At 65.3% G+C, this 22,573-nt stretch carries 21 protein-coding genes; 13 read left to right on the top strand and 8 right to left on the bottom strand.

The features are described 5' to 3' along the window. Positions 1 to 8 precede the first annotated feature (8 nt). Both FIU91_RS01765 and FIU91_RS01760 read right to left on the bottom strand, forming a co-directional pair. Positions 9 to 620, bottom strand: coding sequence for a LysE family translocator (locus tag FIU91_RS01765; RefSeq protein ID WP_152461184.1), 612 nt, complete (start codon positions 618 to 620; stop codon positions 9 to 11). Continuing rightward, positions 617 to 1,075 carry a GAF domain-containing protein gene (locus FIU91_RS01760; RefSeq protein WP_152461183.1) on the bottom strand — a complete coding sequence of 153 codons (459 nt, stop codon included), beginning with the start codon at positions 1,073 to 1,075 and terminating at the stop codon, positions 617 to 619. Before FIU91_RS01760 ends, FIU91_RS01765 begins: the two co-directional genes overlap by 4 nt. A 198-nt stretch (positions 1,076 to 1,273) precedes the next feature. Here FIU91_RS01760 and FIU91_RS01755 point away from each other — a divergent pair, with 198 nt between their 5' ends. Together FIU91_RS01755 and FIU91_RS01750 are read left to right on the top strand one after the other, a co-directional pair. Next, on the top strand, positions 1,274 to 1,867 hold the full coding sequence (locus tag FIU91_RS01755; protein WP_152461182.1) for a LysE family translocator: 594 nt from the start codon (positions 1,274 to 1,276) through the stop codon (positions 1,865 to 1,867). A 58-nt stretch (positions 1,868 to 1,925) separates the two neighbouring features. After that, positions 1,926 to 2,888, top strand: a complete 963-nt coding sequence (locus FIU91_RS01750; RefSeq protein WP_152461181.1) for an acetyl-CoA carboxylase carboxyltransferase subunit alpha — start codon at positions 1,926 to 1,928, stop codon at positions 2,886 to 2,888. Positions 2,889 to 2,988: 100 nt separating this feature from the next. On the opposite strand, the gene FIU91_RS01745 is transcribed toward FIU91_RS01750, so the two are convergent. Further along, the gene (locus FIU91_RS01745) at positions 2,989 to 5,490 is read right to left on the bottom strand and encodes an FAD-dependent oxidoreductase (protein ID WP_152461180.1); all 2,502 of its coding nucleotides are present in this window, start codon (positions 5,488 to 5,490) and stop codon (positions 2,989 to 2,991) included. Between the two features lie 307 nt (positions 5,491 to 5,797). Here FIU91_RS01745 and FIU91_RS01740 point away from each other — a divergent pair, with 307 nt between their 5' ends. The 10 genes from FIU91_RS01740 to FIU91_RS01690 all read left to right on the top strand — a co-directional run bounded on the left by FIU91_RS01740 (position 5,798) and on the right by FIU91_RS01690 (position 16,309). Beyond that, complete coding sequence (locus FIU91_RS01740; protein WP_093011331.1) at positions 5,798 to 6,844, top strand: rod shape-determining protein; 1,047 nt, start codon at positions 5,798 to 5,800, stop codon at positions 6,842 to 6,844. A gap of 30 nt (positions 6,845 to 6,874) precedes the next feature. Continuing rightward, positions 6,875 to 7,801 carry a rod shape-determining protein MreC gene (gene mreC, locus FIU91_RS01735; protein WP_152461179.1) on the top strand — a complete coding sequence of 309 codons (927 nt, stop codon included), beginning with the start codon at positions 6,875 to 6,877 and terminating at the stop codon, positions 7,799 to 7,801. Next, positions 7,798 to 8,334, top strand: a complete 537-nt coding sequence (gene mreD / locus FIU91_RS01730; RefSeq protein ID WP_093011325.1) for a rod shape-determining protein MreD — start codon at positions 7,798 to 7,800, stop codon at positions 8,332 to 8,334. The genes mreC and mreD overlap by 4 nt, the downstream gene beginning before the upstream one ends. After that, entirely contained in the window at positions 8,331 to 10,274 is a 1,944-nt protein-coding gene (gene mrdA / locus FIU91_RS01725) for a penicillin-binding protein 2 (RefSeq protein ID WP_152461178.1), read from the top strand. Before mreD ends, mrdA begins: the two co-directional genes overlap by 4 nt. Further along, the gene (rodA, locus tag FIU91_RS01720) at positions 10,271 to 11,410 is read left to right on the top strand and encodes a rod shape-determining protein RodA (RefSeq protein WP_152461177.1); all 1,140 of its coding nucleotides are present in this window, start codon (positions 10,271 to 10,273) and stop codon (positions 11,408 to 11,410) included. Before mrdA ends, rodA begins: the two co-directional genes overlap by 4 nt. Next, a complete protein-coding gene (locus tag FIU91_RS01715; protein WP_152461176.1) occupies positions 11,410 to 12,345 on the top strand; it encodes a glyoxylate/hydroxypyruvate reductase A in 936 nt (311 codons plus the stop codon). The genes rodA and FIU91_RS01715 overlap by 1 nt, the downstream gene beginning before the upstream one ends. A 259-nt stretch (positions 12,346 to 12,604) precedes the next feature. After that, complete coding sequence (ilvD, locus tag FIU91_RS01710) at positions 12,605 to 14,368, top strand: dihydroxy-acid dehydratase (RefSeq protein ID WP_152461175.1); 1,764 nt, start codon at positions 12,605 to 12,607, stop codon at positions 14,366 to 14,368. After that, on the top strand, positions 14,368 to 15,066 hold the full coding sequence (locus tag FIU91_RS19295) for a dihydroxy-acid dehydratase (protein ID WP_172974894.1): 699 nt from the start codon (positions 14,368 to 14,370) through the stop codon (positions 15,064 to 15,066). Before ilvD ends, FIU91_RS19295 begins: the two co-directional genes overlap by 1 nt. Positions 15,067 to 15,147: 81 nt before the next feature. Next, the gene (locus FIU91_RS01695; RefSeq protein WP_152461172.1) at positions 15,148 to 15,918 is read left to right on the top strand and encodes a DUF6478 family protein; all 771 of its coding nucleotides are present in this window, start codon (positions 15,148 to 15,150) and stop codon (positions 15,916 to 15,918) included. A gap of 13 nt (positions 15,919 to 15,931) precedes the next feature. After that, positions 15,932 to 16,309: a hypothetical protein gene (locus FIU91_RS01690; RefSeq protein WP_093011304.1), complete on the top strand. Its 378-nt coding sequence runs from the start codon at positions 15,932 to 15,934 to the stop codon at positions 16,307 to 16,309. A gap of 115 nt (positions 16,310 to 16,424) precedes the next feature. Here the strand turns inward: FIU91_RS01690 and FIU91_RS01685 are convergent, their stop codons facing one another. The 5 genes from FIU91_RS01685 to FIU91_RS01665 form a co-directional block, all read right to left on the bottom strand. Continuing rightward, complete coding sequence (locus FIU91_RS01685) at positions 16,425 to 17,738, bottom strand: FAD-binding oxidoreductase (protein ID WP_152461171.1); 1,314 nt, start codon at positions 17,736 to 17,738, stop codon at positions 16,425 to 16,427. Continuing rightward, complete coding sequence (locus tag FIU91_RS01680) at positions 17,735 to 18,556, bottom strand: ABC transporter permease (protein WP_152461170.1); 822 nt, start codon at positions 18,554 to 18,556, stop codon at positions 17,735 to 17,737. Before FIU91_RS01680 ends, FIU91_RS01685 begins: the two co-directional genes overlap by 4 nt. Then, complete coding sequence (locus FIU91_RS01675) at positions 18,553 to 19,443, bottom strand: ABC transporter permease subunit (RefSeq protein WP_152461169.1); 891 nt, start codon at positions 19,441 to 19,443, stop codon at positions 18,553 to 18,555. Before FIU91_RS01675 ends, FIU91_RS01680 begins: the two co-directional genes overlap by 4 nt. Before the next feature lie 3 nt (positions 19,444 to 19,446). Continuing rightward, positions 19,447 to 20,571 carry an ABC transporter ATP-binding protein gene (locus FIU91_RS01670; protein WP_093011292.1) on the bottom strand — a complete coding sequence of 375 codons (1,125 nt, stop codon included), beginning with the start codon at positions 20,569 to 20,571 and terminating at the stop codon, positions 19,447 to 19,449. 67 nt (positions 20,572 to 20,638) lie between these two features. Continuing rightward, positions 20,639 to 21,724, bottom strand: coding sequence for a polyamine ABC transporter substrate-binding protein (locus FIU91_RS01665; RefSeq protein ID WP_152461168.1), 1,086 nt, complete (start codon positions 21,722 to 21,724; stop codon positions 20,639 to 20,641). A 152-nt stretch (positions 21,725 to 21,876) separates the two neighbouring features. Here FIU91_RS01665 and FIU91_RS01660 point away from each other — a divergent pair, with 152 nt between their 5' ends. After that, positions 21,877 to 22,566, top strand: a complete 690-nt coding sequence (locus FIU91_RS01660) for a GntR family transcriptional regulator (protein ID WP_152461167.1) — start codon at positions 21,877 to 21,879, stop codon at positions 22,564 to 22,566. Positions 22,567 to 22,573: the final 7 nt, after the last annotated feature.

Below are 22,573 nucleotides of genomic sequence, written 5' to 3'. Positions count from 1 at the left end.
GCGGCTCCTCAGACGAAAATCGTCGCGGCCAGCGCCACGCCGTAGAAGATGAAACATCCCGCGAGGATACGCCGGACCATCGTGTTCGCAACCGCGCCCAGCGCCGCCTGTCCGATCCAGACGCCAAGGAGCGTGTAGCCGGTGTAGCTCGCCGCCGTGATGGTCAGCGCTGTCGGGACGATGACCCACATCTGCTGGCCGATGGGCACGTTCGGTGCCACGAATTGCGAGAACGCGGCGAGATAGCCCGCAACGCTCTTGGGATTGATCGTCGCGACGAGAAAAGCGCGCATCCAGATCGGGGCCGCCCCGTAAGGCGCATCGGCGATAGGTTGACCCGCACGCATCCACCCGCGGACGCCGAGCCAGATGAGCACCGCCGCGCCTGCGATCTTCGCCAACAGAAAGAGCGTGGGCGCGGTTATCAGGAGCGCCGTGATCCCGAGCGCGGAGAGCGTCAGGAACAGCGCCGCCTGCGTCAGGATCGCAAGGACGGCCCAGAGCGCGCGCGGCAATCCGAACGCCATGCCGTTGCGGATGCAATTGACCGCGTTCGGCCCGGGCGAGGTCACGAAGAGAACCCAGAACCCGGCGAAGACGAGCCAGCTCTCGACGCTCATTCGGCGTCCCGGAAACTCGCCTCGAGGATGGCCCCGAGCGCCTCGGCATCCGCCGCGTCGAACGCCCCCGGCTGATCGCTGTCGATGTCGAGCACACCGAGGAGCCGCCCGGATCCGTCCGAAACCGGCAACACGATCTCGGACCGCGTCGAGGACGAACAGGCGATATGCCCCGGAAACGCCTCGACATCGTCCACGATCTGCACCTCGCCGGTGCGCGCCGCGGCTCCGCAGACACCCCGGTCGAACGGGATCACGAGGCAACCATGCCCGCCCTGGTAGGGCCCGATCTTCAGGAGCGCGGGCGCGGTCACCCGGTAAAACCCGGTCCAGTCGAAGCGCGCATCGGCGTGGTGAAGCTCGCAAGCGATGGTCGCCATCAGCGCGACGCTGTCGGTCTCGCCCTCGGTCAAGGACGCGATCGTCTTGGCCAGCTCGTCGTAATCCGCGCGCATCGCCCTCTCCTTTGCCTTTCCTCGCCTCTAGCCCCGCGCAAGGCCCGAGTGCAAGCGCCGCCCTGCCCCCTTTGGATTGGCGAAAATACCGCGGAGAGCGCGAGAGGCAGGGCCTCTCGCCCGGGGCAGGCCGGGCTCGATGCCCGGTCCGCCGCGCTCCCTCTTGCGTTGCGGGGCAATTCGGGGAAGGAGGCGCTTATGACGCTCGATCTTCTCTCTGCCCTCGTGGCCTTCGCGCTCGTCACGGTAATCACGCCGGGGCCGAACAACTTCATGCTGATGGCCTCGGGCGCGAATTTTGGCTTCCGCCGCACCTTGCCGCATATGCTCGGTGTCGGGCTCGGCTTTCCGGCGATGTGCTTTTGCGTCGGCCTCGGCGTGATGCGGCTCTTCGATCTCTGGCCACCGCTCTACACGATCCTGACCGTGCTGTCGGTCGGCTACATGCTCTATCTTGCGTGGAAGATCGCGAATGCCTCCGCCCCCGAAAAGAGCGCGGTGACAGGCAAGCCGCTCACGTTCTTCGAGGCCGCCTCGTTCCAGTGGGTGAATCCCAAGGCCTGGTCGATGGCGCTGTCGGCGATCACGCTCTACGCGCCGGGCCGGTCGGTGGGCGCGGTTCTTTGGGTGGTCGGCGTCTATGTCGCCTGCTCGGTCATCTCGACCTCCACCTGGACCGCGATCGGCACGAGCTTGCGTCGTTTCCTGCAGGAAGGGCGCCGTCTCAAGATTTTCAACTGGACGATGGCAGCGCTTCTGGTGGCATCCCTGATCCCGGTGATCCTGCGCTAGGGCGGTTGCAAAGCGCCCCCTGCAGCGGCATATCGGCACAAGAGCGAAGGACATTGCGATGACCCATTATCTGGATTTCGAGAAACCGCTGGCCGAGATCGAAGGCAAGGCGGAAGAGCTGCGCGCGATGGCGCGGTCGAACGAGGAAATGGATATCGAGGCCGAAGCCCGCGCGCTCGATCAGAAGGCGACGAACCTTCTCAAGGATCTCTACTCCAAGCTCACGCCCTGGCGGAAATGCCAGATCGCGCGCCACCCCGAACGGCCGCATTGTCGCGACTACATCGAGGCGCTCTTCACCGAATACACGCCCCTCGCGGGCGATCGTGCCTTCGGTGACGACCACGCGGTCCTGGGCGGGCTTGCGCGTTTCAACGATCGCCCCGTCGTCGTGATCGGGCACGAGAAGGGCCACGATACGTCCTCGCGCCTGACGCATAATTTCGGGATGGCGCGTCCCGAAGGCTATCGCAAGGCGATCCGCCTGATGGATATCGCGCACCGTTTCGGCCTGCCGGTGATCACGCTTGTCGACACGCCCGGCGCCTATCCCGGCAAGGGCGCCGAAGAGCGCGGCCAGTCCGAGGCAATTGCCCGCTCGACCGAAAAATGTCTGCAGATCGGCGTACCGCTCGTGTCGGTCATCATCGGCGAGGGCGGCTCGGGCGGCGCGGTGGCCTTTGCCACCGCCAACCGGATCGCGATGCTGGAGTATTCGGTCTATTCGGTGATCTCGCCCGAAGGCTGCGCGTCGATCCTGTGGAAAAACGCCGAAAAGATGCGGGAGGCCGCCGAGGCGCTGCGACTGACGGCACAGGATCTGAAAAAGCTCGGTGTTTGCGACCGGATCATCCCCGAGCCCCTGGGCGGCGCGCATCGCGACAAGGCGGCGACGATCGAGGCCGTGGGCGAAGCGATCTCCGCGATGCTGGGTGAGTTCGACGGCAGCGCGCCCGACGCGCTGGTCGAGGCGCGCCGCAAGAAGTTCCTGAATCTCGGCTCCAAGGGCCTCGCCGCCTGAGACTGCGCGATACCGGTCCCCGAGGAGATTTGGGCCGATCCAGGACGAACAAGCGGCGAGTATGGCCCCGGCAGGTCACCGCCGGGGCCGAGTTAGGGCGTCAGCCGTCCTGACGGATGCGCGCGTTCTCAGGATCGTACGGGCTGTCTTCCGTGACCGTCGCATCCCAGAGCTTGTCGAGCATCTTCACCTTGAGCGCCTGGCCGGTCTTCGCCACCTCGGGTGAGACGTAGCCCATGCCGATGGACTTGCCGAAGGCGACCGAATAGCCGCCCGAGGTCAGGCGTCCGACGCGGGTGCCATCCTCGAGGTAAAGCGCCTCGCGGCCCCAGGGGTCGGTATCATCCGGCCCGTCGATAAGGACCGTGACGCATTTCGAGCGGATACCGGTTTTCTCCATCGCGGCCTTGCCGTGGAAGTCCTTCGACAAATCGACGAAGCGCGGCAGGTCCGCCTCGAGCGGGGTCGCGTCGCGGCCAAGCTCGTGACCGAAGGCACGGTAGGATTTTTCCTGACGGAGCCAGTTCTGCGCCCGCGCGCCGACGAGCTTGAGCCCGTGCGTCTCGCCCTCGGTCGTGATCAGATCCCAGAGATATCTCTGCATCTCGATCGGGTGGTGCAGCTCCCAGCCGAGCTCGCCGGTATAAGCGACGCGAATGGCGCGGACCGGGCACATGCCGAGCTCGATGTCTCGGCAGGAGAGCCAGGGGAAGCGCTTGTTCGAAAGCACGGTGGCCGGATCGGCATCCTTGACAAGCGCGTTCAGAAGATCGCGCGATTTCGGCCCCGCGACCGCCAGGACGCCCCATTGCGTCGTGACATCCTGGATCTCGATCCAGCCCATCTCGTCGCGCTTGTCCTCGGCGGCTTTCCGCAGGTAGTCGCCGTCATACGCGGTCCAGGCCCCTGCGGAGACGAGGTAGAACTCGTCGTCGGCGAGGCGCACAACGGTGTATTCGGTGCGCGTCGTGCCCGCTTCGGTCAGCGCGTAGGTCAGGTTGATGCGCCCGACCTTGGGCAGCTTGTTGCAGGTGAACCAGTCGATGAAGGCCGCAGCACCCGGGCCTTTGACCACATGCTTGGTGAAGGCGGTCGCGTCGATCATGCCGACACCGTTCCGGATCGCCTCGGCCTCTTCCTTGGCGTAGTGCCACCAGCCGCCGCGACGGAAGGAGCGCGCGTCATGGTCGAAATTCTCGTCCGCATCGAGAGGGCCGTAATAGTTCGGCCGCTCCCAGCCGTTCACCTGTCCGAACTGCGCGCCGAGCGCCTTCTGGCGGTCGTAGACCGGTGCCGTCCGCAAGGGACGGCAGGCGGGCCGTTCCTCGTCGGGGTGGTGGATGATGTAGACGTGCTCATACGCTTCCTCGTTCTTGCGGGCGGCGTATTCGGTCGTCATCCAGGAGCCGTAGCGCTTGGGGTCGAGCGAGGCCATGTCGATCTCGGCCTCCCCTTCCACCATCATCTGCGCGAGGTAGTGGCCGGCGCCGCCCGCTGCAGTGATCCCGAAGGAGAAGCCTTCCGCGAGCCACATGTTTCGCAGGCCGGGCGCCGGACCGATCAGCGGATTGCCGTCGGGCGTGTAACAGATCGGGCCGTTGAAATCGTCCTTGAGGCCCACCTCCTCAGACGACGGGATGCGGTGGATCATCGACATGTATTCTTCCTCGATCCGCTCGAGGTCGAGCGGGAAGAGGTCGGCACGGAAGCTGTCGGGCACACCGTATTCGAACCGCGCGGGCGCATTGCGCTCGTAGGGGCCGAGGATCCAGCCGCCGCGCTCTTCGCGGACATACCACTTGGCGTCGGCATCGCGCAGAACCGGGTGCTCGCCGTGGGTCTTGCGGTATTCCACAAGCGCCGGATCGGGCTCGGTCACGATGAACTGGTGCTCGACCGGGATCGCCGGGATCTTGATGCCGAGGAGTTTCGCCGTGCGCTGCGCGTGGTTGCCGGTGGCGGTGACCACATGCTCCGCGGTGATCGTGGTCTGTTCCTCGGAGGGGACGAGGTTGCCGCCCTTCTCGACCATCTTGGTGAGCGTGACGCGCCATTCGGAGCCCGTCCAGTCGTAGCCATCGACCTGCCATTTGCGCTCGATGGATACGCCACGCTGCCGCGCGCCCTTGGCCATCGCCATCGTGACGTCAGCGGGGTTAATGTAGCCGTCCGTCGGGTGGTAGATCGCGCCTTCGAGGTCGGAGGTATTGACCAGCGGCCAGCGCTCCTTGATCTCTGCGGGCGTCATCCATTCAAAGGGCACGCCGCAGGTCTCGGCGGTTGTGGCGTAGAGACGGTACTCGTCCATCCGCTCTTTCGTCTGCGCCATCCGCAGGTTGCCGACCACTGAAAAGCCCGCATTGAGGCCAGTCTCTTCCTCGAGCGTCTTGTAGAACTTGATCGAATAGTCATGGATGTGGGTCGTCGCGTAGGACATGTTGAAATAGGGCAGAAGCCCCGCGGCATGCCAGGTCGAGCCCGATGTCAGCTCGTCGCGTTCCAGAAGAACCACATCCTCCCAGCCGGCGCGGGCCAGATGATAGGCGATGGAGGTTCCGACGGCGCCGCCGCCGACCACGAGGGCTTTTACATGTGATTTCATCGGAGCGAGACTCCCTGTCCGTTTCGACCCCTCCTATCGGCTCACGCGGGGCGCTCTCAGATTGCGCCCGACAAGTCGCGGCAGGAAAACGACATGCGGCGCTCGCGGCCTGGGACGACTCTGCCGAATTCGCGGTGACTCGGTGCACTCGGCCCTGTCGCGACGCGCCTCCATGCGCGGGTCGGCGGCAAATTCACGCTGATGTGCCCCGCGACAGCCCTTTCGTCTGCATCGCGACGGACCTATAAGGCCCCCGCTCGGCCTTGCGAGGTAACGCGGGCCGATGACGCTTTAGGGGAACGCAATCATGTTTGGTTTGGACAAGCTCATGGGCGCCTTTTCGGCGGACATGGCCATCGACCTCGGCACCGCGAATACGCTGGTCTACGTCAAGGGACGCGGCATAATCCTGTCCGAGCCGTCCGTGGTCGCCTATCACGTCAAGGATGGCGTGAAGAAGGTTCTGGCCGTGGGCGAGGACGCCAAGCTGATGCTGGGGCGGACGCCTGGATCCATAGAGGCGATTCGCCCGATGCGCGAAGGCGTGATCGCCGACTTCGACACTGCCGAGGCGATGATCAAGCACTTCATCCGCAAGGTTCATCGCCGCTCGACCTTCCACAAGCCGAAGATCATCGTCTGCGTTCCGCATGGCGCAACGCCGGTCGAAAAACGTGCGATCCGCTCCTCGGTGCTTTCGGCGGGCGCGCGCAAGGCGGGTCTCATCGCGGAACCGATCGCGGCGGCCATCGGCGCCGGCATGCCGATCACCGATCCGACCGGCAACATGGTCGTCGATATCGGCGGCGGCACCACCGAGGTTGCGGTCCTGTCGCTCGGTGACATCGTTTACGCGCGCTCGGTGCGCGTCGGCGGCGACCGGATGGACGAGGCGATCATCAACTATTTGCGCCGCCAGCAGAACCTCCTCATCGGCGAATCGACGGCCGAGCGGATCAAGACATCCATCGGCACCGCGCGGATGCCCGATGACGGTCGCGGCGCATCGCTGCAGATTCGCGGGCGCGATCTTCTGAATGGCGTGCCGAAAGAGACCGAGATCAGCCAGGCACAGGTCGCCGAGGCGCTGTCCGAGCCGGTGCAATCGATCTGCGAGGCGGTGATGACCGCACTCGAGGCGACCCCGCCGGACCTCGCTGCCGACATTGTCGACCGGGGCGTGATGCTGACCGGCGGCGGCGCGCTTCTGGGCGATCTGGACCTTGCGCTGCGCGAGCAGACGGGTCTCGCCGTCTCGATTGCGGACGAAAGCCTCAACTGCGTGGCGCTCGGCACCGGCAAGGCGCTGGAATATGAAAAGCAGCTGCGTCACGCTATCGACTACGACAGCTGACGACCGCCCCTTTGCCCCGGGGATGACTGAATGGCACGGGAGAGATCAGGAGACGATTTTACCGGTCCGCTGAAGCGACTGCTTGTTGCGGTTCTGGTCCTGTGCCTGATCGCCATCTTCCTCGTCTGGCGTATCGACAGCCCGCGCGTGGAACGGTTCCGCGCGCAGGTTGTCGATAGCATCGTGCCGAGCTTCTCCTGGGCGATGGCGCCGGTCACGGCTGTTGTCGATCTCGCGGGCGATTTCCGCTCCTACCAACAAATCTACGAGCAGAATCAGGAGCTGCGCCGCGAGCTGCGCCAGATGACCGCCTGGAAGGAAGCCGCGCTGCAGCTCGAGCAGGAGAACGCCCGGCTGCGCGATCTCAACAACGTGCAACTCGATCCGAAGCTCACCTACATCACCGGCGTTGTCCTCGCCGATTCCGGCTCTCCGTTCCGGCAATCGGTGCTCATCAATGTCGGCAGCCGCGACGGGATCGTGGATGGCTGGGCAACGATGGACGGGATCGGCCTTGTCGGACGGATCTCCGGAGTCGGCGCGAACACGTCGCGCGTCTTGCTTCTGACCGATGCGACGAGCCGGATCCCGGCGGTCATACAGCCTTCGGGACAACGCGCGATCATCGCGGGCGACAATTCCGCGGCACCGCCCATCGACTTCCTGGAAAATCCCGACCTCGTCCGCCCCGGCGACCGGATCGTGACCTCCGGGGATGGTGAAGTCTTCCCGCCGGGCCTGCTGGTCGGGCAGGTGGCCGAAGACCCGAACGGGCGGCTGCGCGTTCGCCTCGCGGCCGATTACGAGCGGCTCGAGTTCCTGCGGGTGCTGCGCGATCACGGAGCGCGGCGCGTGTCCGAACAGGGCGGTCTGATCGCGCCCGTCTCGCCGTTGCCTGGCCCCGTGCAGCCCGAGGAGACCGGCTTGGATGCCGACGCGGAGGAGGTCGGGCAATGATCGACGCCGATCTCGTCCGCATCTGGACCATGCGCGCGCTCTTCGTGGGGCTGTCCTTCGCGGTGATCTTCTTTCACCTCTTGCCGCTCTCGCACCTGCCACCGCGCGTGGCCGGGCCGGATCTCATCACGCTGATGGTCTTCGCCTGGGCGCTCCGCCGTCCGGAATACGTTCCGGTGTGGCTCGTGGCGCTGGTGGCCCTTCTGGCGGACCTGGTTCTACAGCGGCCGCCGGGTCTCTGGGCGGCGCTGACGGTGATCGTCGCCGAAACGCTGAAGAACGGCGAGCGCCGGCAGCGAGAGACCAATTTCCTGCTGGAATGGCTGTCGGTCTCCTTCAGCATCTTCGCGATGGGTCTGGTCTATCAATTGATCAAGCTTCTGCTTATTATCGAGCCGATCGGATGGGTGCTGGCGCTCTCCGCCGGACTGACCTCCATCCTCGCATATCCCGCGGTCGTGGCGCTGAGCCGCCTGCTCGGCGTGTCACGTCATGGTCGCGGCGACGGAGATAGATTGGGGCAAGGCGCATGAAACGCACCGCCAAGGAGAAGAGCGAAAGCTGGGCACGGATCACCCGCCGCGGGCTGATCCTCGGCGGCGTGCAGCTTGGCTTCGCCAGCGCGCTGGCGATGCGGATGCGCTATATGCAGGTCGACCAGGCCGACGAATTCCGTCTTTTGGCCGAGGAGAACCGGATCAACCTGCGGCTCATTCCGCCGTCTCGCGGGCAGATCTTCGACCGCGAAGGGCGTGTCATCGCCGCCAATGAGCCGGCCTACCGGATCACCATGGTCCGCGAGGAGGCGGACGATGTCGACGCCGTGCTGGACCGGCTGGCCCAGCTCGTCTCGCTCGATCCCGACGAGATCGAGCGTGCCAAGGCCGAGATGGCCCGCTCCGCCCCGTTCCTTCCGGTCAGCGTCGCGGATCGCGTGACCTGGGACGAGGTGAGCCGCGTTGCGGTCAACGCTCCCGCCTTGCCCGGAATCACACCCGAAGTGGGCCTCAGTCGCATCTATCCGCACCGCGAGACCTTCGCGCATGTGGTCGGCTATGTGGGCCCCGTCTCGGAACGCGATCTCGCCCGCTACGAGGAGCCCGAACCGGTCCTGCGAATCCCGCGCTTCCAGATCGGCAAGGTCGGTGTCGAGCGGAACTACGAGGAACAGCTGCGTGGCCGCGCCGGCGCCAAGCGGGTCGAGGTCAACGCCGTCGGCCGCGTGATGCGCGAGCTCGACCGCCGCGAAGGTGAGGCTGGCTCCGACGTGCAGCTCACCATCGATGTGGAGCTGCAGAACTACATCCGCGCCCGGCTCGGAGAGGAAAGCGCGAGCGTGGTCGTCATGGACCTCGCGGAGGGCGACCTGACCGCGATCGCCTCCTCGCCCTCCTACGATCCGAACAAGTTCGTGCGCGGGATCTCGGTCGCCGATTACGGCATCTACCGGGACAACATCCGCCGCCCGCTGGCGTCCAAGGCGGTGCAGGATGCCTACCCGCCAGGCTCGACGTTCAAGATGATCACGGCGCTCGCGGCGATGGATGCAGGCGTCGTCTCGCCGTCCGAGACCGTCTGGTGCCCGGGGCACCTGACCGTGGGCGGCCGCCGCTTCCACTGCTGGAAACGCGCAGGACACGGCTGGATGAACCTTGAGCAGTCGCTGCGGGAAAGCTGCGATGTCTATTATTACGATCTCGCGCTCAAGGTCGGGATCGAGAAGATCGCCGAGACCGCGCGCCGCCTCGGCCTGGGCGAGGTGCATGACATCCCGATGTCGGCGGTCACCGACGGGCTGATCCCCGACAAGGACTGGAAGCGCATCAACCGCGGCGCGGGATGGGTGATCGGGGATACGGTAAACGCCTCTATCGGCCAGGGCTTCGTTCTTTCTTCCCCGCTGCAACAGGCGGTCATGTCGGCACGACTCGCCACCGGGCGGTCGATCTCTCCCCGGCTCGTGAAATCGGTCGACGGGGTCGAGACGCCGGGACGCCCCGGCGAAGATCTCGGTTTCAATGAAGCCCATCTCGCCCGGCTGCGCGAGGCGATGTTCTCGGTGTCGAACAACCGCCGTGGGACCGCCTACGGATCGCGCATCATCGACGACGCGATGCGGATGGCGGGCAAGACCGGGACGAGTCAGGTTCGCAACATCACCGCTGCCGAACGCGCGCGGGGCGTCGTGCGGAATGAGGACTTACCGTGGAATCGGCGGGACCACGCTCTGTTCGTGAACTTCGCGCCCTACGAGGCACCGCGCATCGCGGTCTCGGTCGTCGTCGAACATGGCGGCGGCGGCTCTTCGGCGGCCGCGCCCATCGCCCGCGACGTGACGTTGCAGGCCCTCTTCGGCGGTGATCCACCGCTTGAGGCGTATCCGACCAAGGATCGCGACCGCATCCGCGAGTTGCAGGACCGCCTCGCCGCGGAGCGCGAAGAGCGCCTCAAATCCGCGCAGAGCCGCGCATGAGCTATCTCGAATACACGGTCAAGACGACACCGTCGGGATGGCGCAAGGTGCTCTATTTCAACTGGTCGATCGTGGTGCTTCTGACCGCGGTGGCCGGCGTGGGGTTCCTGATGCTCTACTCCGTCGCGGGAGGATCGCTCTCGCCCTGGGCGGAGCCTCAGATGAAGCGCTACATCCTCGGCCTCATCGTGATGTTCGTCGTCGCGCTGGTTCCGATCTGGATCTGGCGCAACATGGCCTTCGTTGCCTATCTCGGGGCTTTCGCGCTCTTGATCGCGGTCGAGTTCATCGGCTCCGTGGGGATGGGCGCGCAGCGCTGGATCGATCTGGGGTTCATGCAGCTGCAGCCGTCGGAACTGATGAAGATCGCCCTCGTCATGGCGCTGGCCGCCTATTATGACTGGCTGCCGCTCAAGAAGACCTCGCGCCCGTTCTGGGTGCTCCTGCCGATTGTCCTCATCATCCTGCCGACGGGCCTCGTGCTGACACAGCCTGATCTCGGCACGGCGATCCTGCTTTTGATCGCGGGTGGTCTCATGATGTTTCTCGCCGGCGTGCACTGGGCCTATTTCGGGCTGGTCATCGCGGCAGGCGCGGCGGGCATCTCCACCATCTTCAAGAGCCGCGGCACTGACTGGCAGCTCCTCAAGGATTACCAGTTCCGCCGGATCGACACCTTCCTCGACCCGTCGACCGATCCGCTGGGTGCAGGCTATCACATTACGCAGGCCAAGATCGCGATGGGCTCGGGCGGCTGGACGGGTCGCGGCTTCATGCAAGGCACGCAGTCGCGTCTGAACTTCCTGCCCGAGAAGCACACCGACTTCATCTTCAACACGCTGGCCGAAGAGTTCGGGTTCGTGGGCGGCATGTCTCTCCTTGCGCTGTACGTGCTCGTGCTTGTCTTCTGCATCGTGGCGGCGCTGCAGAACCGCGATCGCTTCTCCTCGCTCCTGATCCTCGGCGTCGGGCTGACCTTCTTCCTGTTCTTCGCGGTGAACATGTCGATGGTAATGGGCCTTGCCCCGGTCGTCGGCGTGCCGCTGCCGCTCGTGAGTTACGGCGGCTCGGCCATGCTGGTTCTCATGGCCGCGTTCGGCCTCGTGCAAAGCGCGCATATTCACAGGCCCCGCTAATGAGCATCAATATCCTTTTCGCCGCGCAAGCTGACCGCTGGACGCAATACGAGGCGCATCTGCGGCGCGCGCTGGACGAGACCGGACTCGACTACGCCATCGACACCGAGATGCCGCCCGAGGAGGTCGACTACATCGTCTATGCGCCCAACAGCGATGTGCAGGATTTCCGTCCCTATACCCGCCTCAAGGCGGTGCTGAACCTCTGGGCCGGCGTCGAGGGCATCACCGGCAACGAGACCCTGACCGTGCCGCTGACGCGCATGGTCGACAAGGAGGGTCTCACGCAAGGCATGGTCGAATGGGTGACGGGCCATGTGCTGCGCCACCATCTCGGCATGGACGCGCATATCGTGAACCCGGACCATGCCTGGGACAAGACGATCCCGCCGCTCGCCTCCGAGCGCGTCGTTACGATCCTCGGGCTTGGCGCGCTGGGCTCTGCCGTGGCAGGGATGCTGCGCCATCTCGGCTTCACCCTGCGGGGCTGGGCGCGCAGTCAAAAAGCGCTCGACGGTGTCGCGTGCCACGCGGGCGAGGACGGGCTCGACGCCGCGCTCTCGGGCGCGGAGATCGTGGTGTTGCTACTGCCCGATACGAGCGACACGCGCGACGTGATCAATGCGCGCACGCTGGCCTTGCTCGCGCCGGGCGCCGTGATCGTCAATCCCGGCCGCGGACCGCTTATTGACGAGGCCGACCTGATCGCGGCGCTGGACAGCGGCCAGCTCTCGCATGCGACGCTGGATGTCTTCCGAACGGAACCCCTGCCACAGGATCACCCGTTCTGGGCGCATCCCAAGGTCACCGTCACGCCGCATATCGCCTCCGAAACCCGGCCGCCTTCGGCCTCGCGCGTCATCGCCGAGAATATCCGCCGGAGCGAGGCGGGTGAGCCGCTTCTCTACGTGGTGGACCGCGACGCAGGCTACTGATCCGGGCGCGGCGCGCTCTCTTCCTTGGGTTGGCCCAAATACCGGCGGGGGAGCTCGAGGGGGCAGCAAGCCCCCTCGCCCCGGGCGCCACATGCCGCAGGATCGGCATGATCCGGCTCAGATCCACGCACGAACTCGCCCGGCGCTGGCCTTCTCGGACAAGGCTCGGCAGGCTTTCGTGAACTCCTTCGTTCTTGTGAAGCCAAAGGCGCTTTTGTATGCGGATTGAAACGCGAACAATGCCCATTGGGAGGATCCGATGCTGAAGCGCCCCTTCGACAAGACCAAACTGCCCAGCCGTCATGTGACCGAAGGGCCCGCGCGCGCGCCGCATCGCTCCTATTACTACGCGATGGGCATGACGGAGGACGAGATCCACCAGCCTCTCGTCGGCGTCGCCACCTGCTGGAACGAGGCCGCACCCTGCAACATCGCGCTGTCGCGACAGGCTCAGGCGGTCAAGCTCGGCGTGAAGGCGGCCTCCGGCTCCCCGCGCGAGTTCACCACGATCACCGTGACCGACGGCATCGCGATGGGCCATGAGGGCATGCGCTCCAGCCTCGCCTCGCGCGAAGCCATCGCCGACACGGTGGAGTTGACGATGCGCGGGCATTGCTACGACGCGCTTGTCGGCCTTGCGGGTTGCGACAAGTCGCTGCCCGGCATGATGATGGCGATGGTCCGTCTGAACGTGCCCTCCGTCTTCATCTACGGCGGTTCGATCCTGCCGGGCAAGGCGCCGGCCCATGCAGACATTCCGGCCGATTTCGCGAGCCGCGACCTGACCGTGCAGGACATGTTCGAGGCGGTCGGCCGTCACCAGAACGGCGAATTGTCGGACGCTGCCCTCGAGATGCTCGAGCGCGTGGCCTGTCCCTCAGCGGGGGCGTGCGGCGGCCAGTTCACCGCGAACACGATGGCCTGCGTCTCCGAGGCCATCGGCCTCGCGCTCTTCAACTCTTCCGGCATGCCCGCGCCCTACGAGAGCCGCGACCAGTATGGCGAAGCGTCGGGCCGGGCGGTGATGGACCTCATCGAGAACAACATCCGTGCCCGCGACATCGTCACCCGGCAATCGCTCGAGAACGCGGCGCGGGTTGTGGCCTGCACCGGCGGGTCGACCAATGCCGGCCTGCATCTGCCTGCCATCGCCCATGAAGCGGGTATCGAGTTCTACCTCGACGATGTCTGCGAGATTTTCCGGGACACGCCCTATTTCGTCGACCTCAAGCCGGGCGGTCAGTTCGTCGCCAAGGATCTCTACGAGGCCGGCGGCCTTCCGGTCGTGATGAAGGAGCTGCGAAAGGCGGGCCTTGTCCACGAGGATTGCATGACCGCGAGCGGCCGCTCCATCGGCGAAGAGCTCGACCGCACCGCGCGCGAGGCCGATGGCCGCGTGATCCACGCGATCGACAACCCGATCACCAAGACCGGCGGAGTCGTCGGCCTGAAGGGCAATCTCGCACCCGAAGGTGCGATCGTGAAAGTCGCCGGGATCGCGGCCGAGAACCAGGTCTTCACCGGTCCGGCGCGGGTCTATGAATGCGAAGAAGACGCCTTCGAGGGCGTCAAGAACCGCGAATACAACGAGGGCGAGGTCATCGTCATCCGCAATGAAGGCCCCGCAGGCGGGCCGGGCATGCGCGAGATGCTGGCCACCACCGCCGCGCTTTCGGGTCAGGGCATGGGCAAGAAGGTTGCGCTCATCACCGACGGGCGTTTCTCGGGCGCGACCCGAGGCTTCTGCGTCGGCCATGTCGGGCCCGAAGCGGCCCAGGGCGGACCGATCGCGCTTCTGAAGACCGGCGACGTCATCACCATCGACGCGATCAAGGGCGAATTGTCTGTCGACCTCTCGGAGGACGAGCTCGAAAAGCGCCGCGCCGCATGGTCCGGCCCCCGCGAAACGATCTATTCGAGCGGCGCGCTTTGGAAATTCGCCAAGCTCGTCGGAGCCACCTACAAGGGCGCCGTAACCCATCCGGGCGGCGCTGCCGAGAAACACGTCTACATGGATCTTTGATGCTGCCTGTGCGCGCCGCCCTCGTTCTGCCCGTCCTGCTGGCTCTGGCCGCCTGCGAAGTCACGCCCGAGGGCGAGATCGCCCCGCAGCGCGGTTTCCTGAGCGGTTTCGCCCCTCCGGATGTGAGCGGCGGGCCGAGCGCGCGGGCCGAACCGGGCGGCGGCGCGGATCTTGTCGAGGCCGCGGCGATCGCGGGCGGCGACGTCGTGGTCGCGGGCCCGCCGGGCTACTGCATTGACACCTCGACGGTGGAGTCCTCACCGCGCGGCGGGTTCGCCGTGCTGGCAAGCTGCAACATTCTCTCGGCGGGCCAGTCGGGAGCGGCGGTGACACCGGCCCTGGTGACGGTTTCGGCAGGCCCGCGCGAAGCGCAGCCGGTGCAGCCGGGCGCAGAAACATTGGCCCGCCTGTCGGATGCCTCGGCGCTGGCAGCGGACGAAAGCGACACGCTCACGATGGTCTATCTCGCTGAAGGCGGGGATGCGCTCCTGCCCGGCGGGGCACCGCAATATTGGCGCGGCGCCTTCCTTGTCGGGGCGCGGTTGATCGGCATCGCCGTCTACGCGCCACCGAATAGCGGATTGACCCGCGCCGAAGGCCGGCGTCTTCTGGAGCTCACCGCGGAACGGATCCGGCGCGCGAGCCCGGACGCACCGATCCCGGTCTCAGGCAACGGAGCCGGCACGTCGCGCGGTTGATCTCTGCGCGGAAACCGGAAACACTTTGTTGCGAAAACGGAAACGACCGGCACTCGAGGCCGCGGGCAGATAACGGGCAAAATGGCGGATCGTCAGGGGATTCTCGACAACCTCATTCAGCGCGGCGCGGTGCGGCGGCTGCGGCGCATGGCGAAGGCCGCGCCCGACACCGCCCTGCCCCGCCTTCGCCGGCAGCGCGGCTGGGCGCGCAACCTGAAGCGGGAAATCGACGAACTTCTGCATGTCGCCGACAATCGCCTCGCGCTGCCTGCCATCGGCACGCAATCCTTTCCCCGACCGCATGATGCGGACTGGGCGTGGCGGCCCGAGATCTGGTCCGGTCCGCTGCCGGTGCAGGGGATCTCGTCGGTGGCGACGAAATCCATGCTGGGCCGCGAAGCGACGCTGTTTCACGATTGCGACCGCTCCGAGCTGACCTTACGCCAGCTCAGGAACACGCGGCAGGCCGATCTCGCGGCCTATGGACTCCGGATGGATGTCTTTCGGTTCGACGGATCGTACCTCTCGCTCGCCATTGATCTGCCGCCGGAAGCCGCACAGGGCCTGATGCGACGGCACCTCATCCGGCTCGAGACCATTGTCGAGCTCGAAAAGCCGATCGAGATCTTCGCGCGCCTCAACATCAAGAACGGGCCGAACACCGAACAGGTCGTGCGGGAATTGCCGCTTCACGAGAGCGATGTGATCGTCGAATTCGACCTCGCCTATACCAAGCTCAACGAAAAGCGCGTGGAAAAGCTCTGGCTCGATGTGATCTTCGAGGGACCGCAGATGAACCAGGTGATCCTGCGCGACTTGACCTTTTCGCGCCGCCCCCGCGCCGAGTTGTGACGAAGGAAGCCCGATGAGCCGCTACAGCCTGACGAAAACCCGTTTCAAGGAAGGTGTCTGGGAGGGATTGATCTCGAGCGAGGCGCGCGATGCACCCGCCCCGGACGTGGTCGTCTCGCTCTTTGACACACCGATCCGCGGCGCGAGCGTCGCACCGGTCGGCGAGTCGGGGCAATGGCTCCTCGAAGTTCCCGTTCCGCCCGAAGCGATCGGCGACGGCGTGATGACTTTTCTCGTGGCCGATGCGGTTACCGAGGAGGTGATGGGCTCCTTCACCATGATCGGAGACGACGCGCTCGCCGAGGATATCCGCGCCGAGATGGCGCTTCTGCGGGCCGAGCTCGACATGCTGAAACGCGCTTTCCGGCGTCATTGCCTCGAGACCAGTTAGGCGGAGCGCGGCAGAGCCGCGCACTTTTCTGGCCCGAGGATCGTTCCGATCCCCGGGCGGATCGGGGCGCTGCCCCGAACCCCGCGGTATTTCGGCCAACCCAAAATGCAGAAGGTCAGAGATCGAACCACTCCGCCGCGAGATAGGCCGGCGCGAGAAGGGCACGGCGATACCGCCCAAGTGGAAATCGCCCCGGTTGATGGCGCATGACCGCAGGTATCGCGGGGCCTCGGCCGAGGATATCTTCGGCGATGAGCCCGCCCGTGTGGCTCGCCATCGCAACGCCGTTGCCGTGATAGCCGAGCGCCGCGAAGAGGCCGGGATGACCGGGTACAGGCCCTGCATAAGGCGCAAGATTCGCCATGAGGCAGACAAGGCCGGACCATTCATGGGTGATCGCGACATCGCGCCAAGCGGGAAACATCCGCGCGAAATCGCGCCGGATGCGCGCCGAGATCGCCGTCGCGGCGGACGGGCGGGCGGTCAGGCCGCCGCGCATCCCGAAAAGGAAGCGGTTGTCAGGCAAAAGGCGGAAATAGTGCAGAAGCTGGCGCGTGTCGTAGGCCATCTGCCGCGTGGTCCAGCCCTGCGCCTCGCGTTCGGCATCGGTGAGCGGACGCGTGACGATCACGGAGCTTTGCACCGGCAAGGTGCGCGCGCGAAGCCAATCCGGCAGATCTTCTGACGAATAGCCGTTGGTCGCGATCAGAACGCTGTCCGCGCGGATCTGGCCATGCGGCGTGTCGATGCGCCAGTCGCGCCCACGCTTGAGACCGATCGCGGGGCTTTGGCCGTAGAGCCTTGCTCCGGCCTTCTGCGCCGCGCGGGCCAGACCGCCGTGGTACTTGCGAGGATGCAGCGCGAAGCCGAGCGGTGTCGTCATCGCGCCATGGAACGTGCCGCCGAAGCCGCCCTGCCGCAACGTCTCGCGCGCGTGGATCCGGGGCGCGAGCCCGTATGCCGCCTCGATCTCGCGCGCGGCTGCCTCGAAACCGCGGGCCTGCCGGGGCGTATGGGCCAGAAGCGTCTCCCCGTCCGAATGGGTGTCAGCCTCGATGCCGTATCGCGAAAGGCGTGCGGCGACGGTCTCGATCGCGGCCATTTCCGTGCTGCGCCACTCGGCAAGCCCGTCCTCGCCGAAGCGGCGGCGCAGGAGGCTGGCGGGGGCCTTCGCGCCGCCAAGGCAGCAGAACCCGCCATTGCGGCCGGATGCACCCCAGCCGGGGGTCTCGGCGTCCACGAGGATGACCTCGGCTCCGGCTTCGGCGAGGGTGAGCGCCGCTGAGACACCGGTATAGCCACCACCGATGATGGCGATAACTGCCCGGTCTGCGCCCTCGAGGCGCGGCCAGACGGGTGGCGTGACGCCTTCGTCCCAGTAGCAGCGCCGGGGCGTCTCGTAGGCGCCGGGCTCGTAGATCCGCCTCATCCGGTGGCGCGCACCGCAGCCTGTTCATCCCGTGCCTGGGTGACCGCCGCACGCTTGGTGATGAGCGAGGCCGTGATGACGCCGACCGCCACGATCGCGATCATGATCGTAGAGAGCGCGTTGATCTGCGGGCTGACACCGAGCCGCACCGCGGAGAAGATCTTGATCGGCAGCGTGGTCGCCGACGGGCCCGTGGTGAAGCTCGCGATGACGAGATCGTCGAGCGACAGCGTGAAGGCCAGAAGCCAGCCCGAGATCACCGCCGGCGCAATGATTGGCAAGGTGACGAGGCGAAAAGCCTGAAACGGCGAACAGCCGAGATCGAGCGCCGCCTCTTCGAGCGAGCGGTCGAACGTCGCGAGCCGCGAGGAGACGACCACGGAGACGTAGCACATCGAAAAGGTCGTATGCGCCAGCACGATGGTGAAGATCCCGCGGTCGAGACCGATCCCGATGAAGAGAAGAAGCAGCGACAGGCCGGTGATCACCTCCGGCATGACGAGCGGAGCGTAGATCATGCCCGAGAAGAGTGTCCGCCCCCGGAAGCGGCCCGCACGCACGAGGACGCTCGCTGCCATCGTGCCGAGAACGGTCGCGATGGTGGAGGAGAAGACCGCGACCCGGACCGTGACCCAGGCCGCGTCCAGGAATTCCTGATCCTGGAAAAGCTCCACGTACCAGCGGGTCGAGAAGCCCGCCCAGACCGTCACCAGCTTCGAGGCGTTGAAGCTGTAGATGACCAGGATGATCATCGGCAGGTAGAGAAAGGCGAAGCCGAGCGTCAGGGACGTGGCGTTGAACCAGGAAAAGCGTCTCATCCCTCGGCCTCCCGCGCTTTCTGCTCGTTCCGCTGGAAGAGCACGATGGGCACGATCAGGATCAGCAGGAGCACGATCGCCACCGCGCTCGCGACAGGCCAGTCACGATTGGAGAAGAACTCCTCCCAGAGAACCTTGCCGATCATCAGCGTGTCGGAGCCGCCGAGCAGCGAGGGAATGACGAACTCGCCGATAGCGGGGATGAAGACGAGAAAGCATCCCGCGATGATCCCGCCTTTGGACAGGGGTATCGTGACGAGCCAGAAGGCCGAGAGGCGCGAGCAGCCGAGGTCTTCGGCCGCCTCGAGGAGCGATTCGTCCATTTTCTCGAGGGTCGCGTAGATCGGCAGAATCATGAAAGGCAGGTAGGTGTAGACGATGCCGATATAGACGGCGATGTTCGTCGACAGGATCTGCAGCGGGGTATCGATCAGTCCGATCCCAATGAGGAACTGGTTCAGCACGCCCTCCGAGGACAGGATGCCCATCCACGAATAGACGCGGATCAGGAACGAGGTCCAGAACGGCAGGATCACCAGCATCAGCAGCGTCGGCCGCCATTCGGGCGCGGATCGGGCCATCGCGTAGGCAATCGGATACCCGATTGTGAGGGTGATGAGTGTCGAGATCGCGGCGATCCGGAGCGAAGACAGGTAAGCGCGCCAGTAAAGATCGTCGGTCGTCAGGAACACGAAGTTCTCGAAATCGAGCGCACCGAAGAAATCGCGGATCGCGCTCCAGCCGCCGGACAGATCGAGGGTCGGCGTATAGGGCGGGATCGCCAGCGCGATATCCGAGAGCGAGATCTTCAGAACGATGATGAACGGCACCAGGAACAGTGCCAGGAGCCAGATATAGGGAACCGCGATGAGAACCAGACGCCGCATCGTTCAGTGCTCCAACAAAACGCCGGAGGTCTCGGTGAAGGAGAGCCAGACGCGGTCCTCCCAGGTGATGTCGCGATTGGCGAGACGGCGAGTATTGGCGGTTTGCGCCTTGATGATCTGACCGCCCGCGATCTTCACGTGATAGGTCGAGATATTGCCGAGATAGGCGATGTCGATCACCTCTCCCTCAAGGAGATTACGCCGGTCCTCGGGCTTGTCCTTGGCGATGGAGACCTTCTCGGGGCGGATCGCGAAGGTCAGCGCGCGGTCCGTGTCGACCGGTCCGCGCGGCGTCGCCCAGATTGGTGGCTGCCCTTCCGCCCAATCGAGGCGGATGCGCTCGCCCTCCGTCGTGCCGCGCCCCTCGATCAGGTTCACGTCACCGATGAAATCGGCCACATAGACGGAGTTCGGCGCTTCGTAGATCACGTCGGGCGTGGCGACCTGGATGAGTTTGCCTTCGTCCATTACCGCAACGCGAGAGGCGACGGTCATCGCTTCTTCCTGGTCGTGGGTGACGATGACGAAGGTGGTGCCGGTCTTCTCCTGGATATCCATGAGCTCGAATTGCGTCTCTTCCCGAAGCTTGCGGTCGAGCGCGCCCAGCGGCTCGTCGAGCAGAAGAAGCTTCGGGGCCTTGGCAAGGCTGCGCGCGAGCGCGACGCGCTGACGTTGGCCGCCGGATATCTGGTGCGGCTTGCGCTTGGCGAACTTGGTCAGGCGCGTGAGGCGCAGCATCTCCTCGACGCGGGCCGAGATCGCCTCCTTGTCCTTGCTCTCGCGCTTGAGGCCGAAGGCGATATTCTCCCAGACGGAGAGATGCGGAAAAAGCGCGTAGCTCTGGAACATCATGTTGACCGCGCGCCGGTTCGGCGGGATCGGCCCAATATTCTGACCCGACAGCAGGATCTGGCCCTCTGTCGCGTTCTCGAAGCCCGCAAGCATCCGCATCATGGTCGTCTTGCCGCAGCCCGACGGGCCGAGCAGCGCGAAGAATTCCCGCGCGTAGATGTCGAGCGACAGATCGTCGATGGCTGTGAAGCTGCCGAACCGCTTGGTGACGTTCCGAAACTCGATGAGGGGCTTTTCCTCCGGGTTCTCCCAGGGGGCGAAGACGGTCTGGCTCATGAAGATGTCCCGATGATCGGAGGAAGCGGCCCGCGCCAGGGTGAGGCGCGGGCCTTGGAGCGTCGGATCAGACGCCGGACTTGATCGCAGTCCAGAGCCGCGTCACGTCACGCTGCACGCGCGGCGGATAGGGCGTCGTCGTGAACAGGTTGTCGAGCGCCGCCTCGGAGGGATAGATCGCCGGATCACCGATCACGTCCTCGTTGAGGTATTCCTGCGAAGCCTCGTTGCCGTTGGCGTAATAGACGTAGTTGGACGCCTGGGCCATGTTCTCGGCATCCATGATGAAGTTCAGGAAGGTATGCGCCGCTTCGGGGTTCGGGGCATCGACCGGGATGGCCATCTGGTCGAACCACATCTGCGCGCCTTCGTCCGGTGCGTTGTAGGCGATCTCCACGCCGTTGCCGGCCTCGGCGGCACGATCACGCGCTTGCAGGATGTCACCGGACCAGCCGACGGCCACGCAGATGTCGCCGTTTGCCAGCGCGTTGATATACTCGGACGAGTGGAACTTCTGGATATAGGGACGGATCGGCTCGAACACTTCGCTCGCACGGGCGATCACCTCGGGATCGTGGCTGTCGGGATCCTCCCCCAGATAGTTGAGCGCGGCGGGGATCATCTCTGCCGGTGCATCGAGGAAATGCACGCCGCATTCTGCGAGCTGCTCCATGTTGGCGGGGTCGAACACGAGATCCCAGGAGGTCAGCGGCGCATCCTCGCCGAGGATTTCCTGCACGCGGCCGACATTCACGCCGATGCCGGTCGTGCCCCACATGTAATTGATCGAATATTCGTTGCCCGGATCGTAGGTCGCGGTGCGCTCTTCGATGACGTCCCACATGTTGTCGAGGTTGGGCAATTGCTCGGTGTCGAGCTTCTGGAACGCCCCGGCCTGGATCTGACGCTGCAGGAACGTGCCCGTCGGCACCACCACGTCATAGCCGGAGGAGCCCGCGAGCATTTTCGTCTCCAGCACCTCGTTGGAGTCGAAGACGTCATAGATCAGGTCGATCCCGGTCTCTTCCTCGAATTGGGTCAGCAGGTCTTCGTCGATGTAATCCGACCAATTGTAGACCCGAACTTCCTGCGCCGAGGCCGCACCGGCCGTAAGCGCGAACACGGCGACGCCGGTCGTGAGCTTGAGTGTCATTCTTCATTCTCCCTAGGTCGTGAGGCGGTTTCTCCGCTCTGACCGTGGCAATTTGATCAAATATTGCCGCCTCTGGCAACAATGGGATGTTTTCACCTCGCACGGGCGCGTGCAAGATTGAGCGCACATGCAGGGTCCGGAGAGAGCATTCGATGAATAAAACGGCATCGCGCGAGGACATGTCGGGCCCTGCGGGTCTGCCCGCGCACGAACAGGTCTACCGGCACCTGCGCGAGATGATTCTCTTCGGCGAGCTTGCTCCGGGCCAGGCGGTCACGATCCAGGGTCTGACGGAGACGCTTGGTGCCGGCATGACACCGGTGCGCGAGGCGCTGCGGCGGCTGACGGCGGAAGGCGCGCTCGACTTCCAGGGCAACCGGCGGATCGCGGTGCCGGTGCTCGATCACGCCGCGCTGGAGGAACTTACCATCGCCCGACGCGCGCTCGAGCCCGAGCTTGCGCGCCGCGCGGCAGAACGGGCATCGCCCGACGTCGTCGAGGCACTGAGCGAGATCGACACGTCCATCGACACCGCCATAAGGCGTGGCGACGTGCCGGGCTACCTCATTGGCAACCATGCATTTCATGCGCGCATCAACGCCTGCGCCGATGCCGCGATCCTGACCGGCCTCGTCGAGGGTCTGTGGCTGCGCTTTGGTCCGTCTTTGCGGGTGGTCTGCGGCCGTTTCGGCACTGAAGGCCTGCCCGACCGACATAAGGATCTGCTGAACGCGCTCTCGGCAGGCGATGCCGATGCGGCGGCCAGTGCGATGGATGCCGATGTCTGTCAGGGCATGGAGCAGATCGCTCTCGGGCTCGGCCCTGCGCGGCCTTCTGATTGACAGCGCA

The sequence above is a fragment of the Roseivivax sp. THAF30 genome (genome assembly GCF_009363575.1).
In the GTDB taxonomy this organism is placed as follows: Bacteria; Pseudomonadota; Alphaproteobacteria; order Rhodobacterales; family Rhodobacteraceae; genus Roseivivax; species Roseivivax halotolerans.
This window is presented reverse-complemented; position numbering and strand designations above follow the sequence as displayed.